Annotated in this window: 1 protein-coding gene; it reads right to left on the bottom strand. The window is 79.0% G+C overall.

From position 1 onward, the window contains the following. Positions 1–1294, bottom strand: a 1294-nt coding sequence (locus EAO70_RS08435) for an NAD(P)/FAD-dependent oxidoreductase (RefSeq protein ID WP_148002393.1), incomplete at its 3' end; no start/stop codon positions are given. Positions 1295–1377 lie beyond the last annotated feature (83 nt).

Consider the following 1377-nt stretch of genomic DNA (forward strand, 5'->3'; position numbering starts at 1 on the left):
GGCGCCCCGTCCCGGGGACGGGGCGTCGGATCGCCTGCGACGCCCTGGCCGTCGGGCACGGCCTGGTGCCCCAGATCGACCTGGCCGTGACGGTCGGCTGCGCCACCCGCGTACGGCCCGCCGGGACCTCCTCGCAGCGGCACACGTCCGTGTCGTCGGTGAGCCAGTCCGGCCAGCCCGGCCCGGGGGCGTGCGCGGCGGCCATGACGTCGGCGAAGGCCCGCATGCGGTCCCGGCGCCGCCGCGGTCCGGCGCCGGCCCCGGCCTCGGCGCGGTCGCCGAGGAGCCGTGCGGCGATCGCCCGGCCCGCCAGCTCGCCCTCGGTCAGGGCYAGTTCGGCTCCCCCGACGCCGCCGGTCTCCCCCGCGGCCCAGAGGCCGGGCACCGAACTCTCCTGATGATCGTCCAGGGCCAGACCCAGGGTCCCGTCGGGCCGTACGCGGGTGGCGCAGCCGACCGTCACGGCCAGGTCGATCTGGGGCACCAGGCCGTGCCCGACGGCCAGGGCGTCGCAGGCGATCCGACGCCCCGTCCCCGGGACGGGGCGCCACTCGCGGTCGACGCGGGCGACCGTGACGGCCTCCACCCGGTCGGTGCCGTGCACCTCGGTCACGGCGCTGCGGAGCCGTACGGGGACGCGGCGGCGGACCAGTGCGGCGGTGTGGGCGAGTGCCTCGACCGCCTTGCGCGGGTTGGCGGCGAGCACGCGGGGCGCCCGCCCGTACCGCAGGTATCCCGCCGCCTCGACCAGCGCGGGCACCCGGGCGCCGGCGGTGGCGAGGGAGGAGGCGACGGCGAGCAGCAGCGGGCCGCTGCCGGCCACGACGACGCGCCGGCCGGGCAGCACGAGCCCGGACTTGAGCATGGCCTGCGCTCCCCCGGCGCCCACGACACCGGGCAGGGTCCAGCCGGGGAAGGGCAGTTGGCGTTCGTAGGCTCCGGTGGCGAGCAGCAGCGTGCGGGCCCGGATGCGGACGGGGGCGTCCTCGGTGCCGTCGGGTCCGGTGAGGGCGTGGGCGGACCAGGTCCCGTCGTCCTCCCGTACGAGGGACCACACGTGATGGCTCGCCAGGTGGTCGACGGTGCTCGCGGCGAGGCGGTGGCGCAGGTCGGCGAAGGCGGACCAGCCGTGGTGGAGGGCCTCGGGCCGGCGCGCGCCGAGACCGGGGGCGGGGTGCCGGTAGAACTGGCCGCCCGTCTGCTCCGAGGAGTCGGCGAGGGCGACGGAGAGCCCGAGTGCGGCGGCGGTGACGGCTCCGGCGAGCCCGGCGGCACCCGCGCCGACGACCAGCAGGTCGTAGGGCGCGCCCGGAGGGTGGGTCGCTGCGGTCGCGGAGGCCGCGGAGGCGGGGGTGCCCCGAGGGCCGGGTGCCGGGG

The sequence above is a fragment of the Streptomyces sp. adm13(2018) genome, assembly GCF_008042145.1.
Taxonomy (GTDB): Bacteria; Actinomycetota; Actinomycetes; order Streptomycetales; family Streptomycetaceae; genus Streptomyces.